We start from the raw sequence: 5,199 nt of genomic DNA on the forward strand, positions 1-5,199 counted from the left end.
TTCCACCATGCTCTCTTAACATTGTTCTTGAGTTCAACTCCGAGATTACCATAGTCCCATGTATTTGCGAGACCACCGTAAATCTCTGAACCTGGATAAACAAATCCTCTGCTCTTTGCCAATGCAACGATCTTGTCTAATGTCTTTTCCATTGTAATCCTCCAAATCATATTCGAATTTGCATTTTTTCACTCTATCCGCCTTATTTTATACTCATTCAAATATTTTTGCAAGGTTCACGGCATATTTTGTAATATTATTTATACAAAGCTACTATAATTTGTGCCGTCAGACATCACCTTATGACTTCTTCTTATTGCTTACTCGCTATGACTCTTGTATAATAGCACCAGATTGGTTCTTTCTAAAGTTCCAATTTCAAGTATTTTTATAGTTCCAATTTGCAGTATTGGAATATGAACAAATCAAGTAATACGCAAATATCCAATGATACAAGGTATTTTTAACGCTTATAATATGCAGGAAAGGAACACGGAAATGATATCAATAGACAAGGCCTCCGATAAGTCTCTATACGAACAATTATATGAACAAATGAAATCCGAGATACTTAATGAGCACTATGCTGCAGGTGAAAAGCTCCCTGCAACAAGGCAGCTAGCCGCCGAACATAAACTGAGCCGCAACACAGTAGTATCTGCTTACAACCAGCTTGAACTTGAAGGATATATACGCTCCGTGACAGGCTCAGGCTACTATGTTGAGAACATCTCTGCATTTTCTCCGGACAAAAAGCCAAGACAAAGCCACAATATACAGCATTCTTCCAGACAATCAGGAAAGACATTTGACTACACGTTCAGCTACGGCAACCTGGACTACAACTGCTATCACTCCAGGGCATGGCGCAAATGCCTTATGAACGCCTGGGACATGATATCCATGGCCGATACCGCCTCCTACCAGATGTCACAGGGAAGTTACACCCTCCGCAGTCTTATCACCGAATATCTGTACATGTCCAGAGGTGTAAACTGCACACCGGAGCAGATCATTCTCACGAGCGGCCACCAGAGATCAATAGATATAATCACGCATATATTCAGTCCGTCAGACTATTCATTTGCCATAGAGGACCCTGGCTACAACGGAACATGGGAGATCGTCAGCCAGAGTCCGTTCAGGATCATCCCCATACCTCTTGAGAATGACGGTGTATCAATAGACCATATACAGAGGCTCAGAGACACGCTGTTATATGTGACCCCATCCCACCAATTCCCTATGGGAAGCATATTGCCTATCAGCAAGAGGCTAGAGCTCATAGAGTGGGCGGCTCAATCGGGAAGTTATATCATCGAGGATGATTACGACAGCGAGCTCAGATACCAAAGCAGACCGATTCCATCCCTGCAATCCATCGATAACAGCGACCACACTATATATCTCGGGACATTTTCCAAATCCATGTCACCGGATCTTCGAATATCATATATGGTGCTTCCAGCAGATCTGATGAAGGCATATGAATCCAGATATTCACACACCAACTGCACAGTTCCAACGGTTCTGCAGCTTGCACTTATTGAATTTATACAGAGTGGTAATTATCAGCGCCACATAGGCGCCATGAAGAATCACTATAAAAAGAAGCATGATTATATATTGAATTATGTGAAACAGAATCTTGAAGATGATGTGATCATGTATGGTGCCGGAGCCGGTCTCCACTTTGTGGCAGAGGTTAAGAACTCAAAGCTTACCCAGACAGAGCTCATATCAGCTTTTGAACAGAAAGGCATACGAATCTTCTCCACAGAACCATTCTGGATAAGAAAGAATCTCTGTCCTGAGAACCAGCTTCTGTTTGGTTTCAGCGCCATACCATATGAAAAACTTCCCGGCGCGATGAAGGCGTTCTCTAAAATAATACACTCTCTGTGATTTGTATTTTAGACAGGTAATATACAAAAAGAAGAGAATCTCACGTCATGTAGGATTCTCTTCTTTTTTTCATGGCAGCGAGTCTATGATCTCCACCGATTTGAACTTCCTGTCCACATACATATCCATGAACTGCTTCGACACTAGCTGTATCTCCGCCAGTACAGGATCTGACACATTGAAGTTGTACATCTTGCCAAGCGGTGCACCATTTATGTATTGTATCGTGTATACTGCGTCATCCGATAGATGAAGCGGATGTTTTGCCCGGCCTTTGCATCCATCGCAGAGCAGTCCACCCGATGCTGCATCGAATACATTTGACACCTCAGCCTTGCCACATACCGGACAGTGGAAGCTCTGTATTCCCTGTCCGAACACATCCATAAGCTTTATCTCGTACACGCACCTGATGAGCTTTGCTGGCATCTGCCCCTTCTCCAGAGCCTTAAGACTCACATACAGAAGATTGAGGTAATCTGCTGCCCTGTCTCCCTCATGGGTCATGAAGCCCATGACCTCGCAGAAATACGATGCATAACAGTATGCATCTATGTCCATGGTGAGCTGATGGAAATATTCATCCACATCTATATTCACAAGCCTGTATGAATCCCGCGCCGGGATCAATGTAAAACTTCCCATGACAAACATCTGTGTCTTGGACTGGAGCGGATTCGTTCCTCTCCTCACACCTGTTGCAAATACTGTGATCCTGCCCCGTTCTTTGGTGAGGACCACCATTCTCCTGTCATATTCGCTCTGGAGGCTGCTGGACAGTACAATTCCATGCAATGTTACTTCTTCTCTCAATTGTATATCCACCTCCATAACAAATTTAACATGACAAGATCGGCAAACTATGCACTGCCCGCAGCAACTGCACATTTACCGATCCTGTTTGCACACACTACTCGTCTCTAAACCCAAAGTTCCTTAGCAATGTATCTGTATCTCTCCAGTCCTTCTTGACCTTTACCCAAAGCTTCAGATTGACCTTGGTGTCAAGAAGTCTCTCTATTCCATATCTCGCATGAGTACCGATCTTCTTCAGCATGACGCCCTGCTTTCCTATGATGATTCCCTTGTGGGAGTCCCTCTCACATATGATTGTCGCATCGATATCGATCAGGCCGCCATCCGGTCTCTCTTTCATGGAATCAATCACAACTGCAATACCATGGGGAACCTCTTTATCAAGCTGACGGAGCGCCTGCTCCCTGATGAGTTCGGCAACTATCTGTCTCTCCGGCTGGTCAGTGATCGTGTCCTCATCATAATACTGTGGTCCATACGGAAGATACTTCATAATGGTATCTATGAGCTCATCTGTGTTCTTGCCCTTTAATGCCGACACAGGAACTATTTCCGCAAAGTCACAGGCATCTTTATAGGTATTTATCGCCTCAAATACCTTGCTCTCCTCCACGTTGTCTATCTTGTTCACAACCACAATTATAGGTGTCTTTACATGCTGGAGCTGTTCTATGATATACCGCTCTCCTGCACCGATAAATGTTGTGGCCTCAACTATCCAGAGAACCACATCGACCTCATCCAGCGTACTCTCAGCAACCTTGAGCATGTACTCTCCAAGCTTGTTCTTCGCCCTGTTTATTCCCGGTGTGTCCAGGAAGATAATCTGTCCCTTATCGCTGGTATACACGGTCTGTATCCTGTTTCTCGTGGTCTGCGCCTTGTTGCTTGTTATCGCTATCTTCTGTCCTATCAGTCTGTTCATAAGTGTCGACTTTCCAACGTTTGGTCTGCCTATGATGGACACGAAGCCTGATTTGTATTCTTTATTCATATATCTCCTTCATCCTGCATGCGCAGGCTAACCTACGCATACGCATCTAGCTTTACTATGTCATGACCCTAATTCGCCGCTCGCAAGTCATGCAAGCACGCCCACTCACTTGCGCTCATTATATCGACTGTCGGCTATACCTAGAAAATCGCAAGTACATCCTTGAAGTTGTCCTTATTCTCCTCTATCTTGCTCTCTCCGCCGATGGCGCAGATGATTCCTGAATCCGTAACAGCCTTCACAAGTGGTGCAAGGGCTCTGATGGCATCTCTGTCTGTGGAGAGGATCTTGTCACGCTCGCTCTGGATCTGCTCATCTGTAACACCCATAAAGTATCTCGCCATGTGGCTTATACCCTCCGCAACAGGAGTCGTCGGCGCATCTATCTGAGCCATGGTTCCAATGATATACTTGGTCATATCTCTGTCTGAGCACTCAAAGTTCTCCACGAACTTATATGCATTCTTGAATATGTCATATGTCTCCATGAGGTTTGGATCTCTGTATGAGCTCATATAGCAGGTTCCATTCCTGAGAAATGAGCACATGGCACCATATGCGCCGCCCTTCACACGGACATTTTCCCACAGATAACCATATGAGAATATGATTTTGAGAACGCTCAGTGAGCTGTCGTACTTGTATCCCGCATCCTCAAAATTACCCGCTATGGCAACATACTGAACCTGGCTGGCTGTCTTGAAGCCCTCATTCTTGAGATCCTTCTCAAAAGGCTTCACATCCTTATGTGCAGGTCTTGTAGAGAGTGCCATGCCAAAGTCCGCAAATGATTCCTCAAGCAGATCTGTCACGTCCTCATTTCCTGTATATGAAACCGTAAGTGCCCCCTTTCTGAGTACCTCTGCAAGGGCATACTGAAGCTTCTCAATGAAGTCATCGTACTTCTCATCGAAGTGATCCACTATGTCACACAGGAATTCATAATAAGCGATTCCACAGGTCTCATCCGTGAATCTTGCTCCCTCATCTATATAGGACATGGCTCTGGTGTATGCGGTCACATGTCCCGATGCAGCCATGCCATTCTTCATGCTGGACTTCTCCTCCGTCAGGAGCTCCTTCAGTCTCTTCCTGTCATCGATCTTAGATGAGAACATAATCTCCTTCATCAGTTCAACGGCATATGGAAGCTTCTCATAGAGTGCCTTCATTGACACGTAAAAGAACTTCTTGATATCCGTGTCACTGGCATATCCAACCATATCAAATTCTATTCCACCTATATTACTGTCTATCTCATTTGAAAGCTGTCCATAGGTATGCTTCTCTGTGTCAATATATTTAAACAGGCATGACAGCACAGCAAGATATGGCACAAGGTCATTATCTATATCATTTATATTAAAATAGAACCTCAGATATCCTATACCGTTTGTAAATATATCGTGGCTTACAACCGGAAGTCCGCCGATCTCAGACTCAACATTCTTGAGCTTCTCAGCCTCTTTGTCAATGTCATCTAT

Annotated in this window: 3 protein-coding genes and 2 pseudogenes; 1 reads left to right on the forward strand and 4 read right to left on the reverse strand. The window is 44.5% G+C overall.

What is annotated here, in order from left to right; genetic code table 11:
* Positions 1 to 152 (reverse strand): annotated as a pseudogene (locus CCU_RS14755) (glycine--tRNA ligase); the annotation flags it as partial.
* Positions 153 to 498: 346 nt separating this feature from the next.
* Here CCU_RS14755 and pdxR point away from each other — a divergent pair.
* Positions 499 to 1,905, forward strand: coding sequence for a MocR-like pyridoxine biosynthesis transcription factor PdxR (pdxR, locus tag CCU_RS07335; protein ID WP_015534136.1), 1,407 nt, complete (start codon positions 499 to 501; stop codon positions 1,903 to 1,905).
* A gap of 69 nt (positions 1,906 to 1,974) precedes the next feature.
* Here the strand turns inward: pdxR and recO are convergent, their stop codons facing one another.
* From recO to CCU_RS07350, 3 genes and pseudogenes are all read right to left on the reverse strand, one after another.
* A complete protein-coding gene (recO, locus tag CCU_RS07340; protein ID WP_022216007.1) occupies positions 1,975 to 2,718 on the reverse strand; it encodes a DNA repair protein RecO in 744 nt (247 codons plus the stop codon).
* 97 nt (positions 2,719 to 2,815) lie between these two features.
* The gene (gene era, locus CCU_RS07345; RefSeq protein ID WP_015534137.1) at positions 2,816 to 3,715 is read right to left on the reverse strand and encodes a GTPase Era; all 900 of its coding nucleotides are present in this window, start codon (positions 3,713 to 3,715) and stop codon (positions 2,816 to 2,818) included.
* 140 nt (positions 3,716 to 3,855) lie between these two features.
* Positions 3,856 to 5,199: pseudogene (locus CCU_RS07350) on the reverse strand (insulinase family protein); the annotation flags it as partial.

Source organism: Coprococcus sp. ART55/1 (genome assembly GCF_000210595.1).
GTDB classification, from domain to species: domain Bacteria; phylum Bacillota; class Clostridia; order Lachnospirales; family Lachnospiraceae; genus Coprococcus; species Coprococcus aceti.

Coding starts and splice junctions, on each gene's coding strand:
- pdxR (WP_015534136.1), top strand. CDS start 499: ATGATATCAATAGACAAGGCCTCCGATAAGTCTCTATACGAACAATTA.
- era (WP_015534137.1), bottom strand. CDS start 3,715: ATGAATAAAGAATACAAATCAGGCTTCGTGTCCATCATAGGCAGACCA.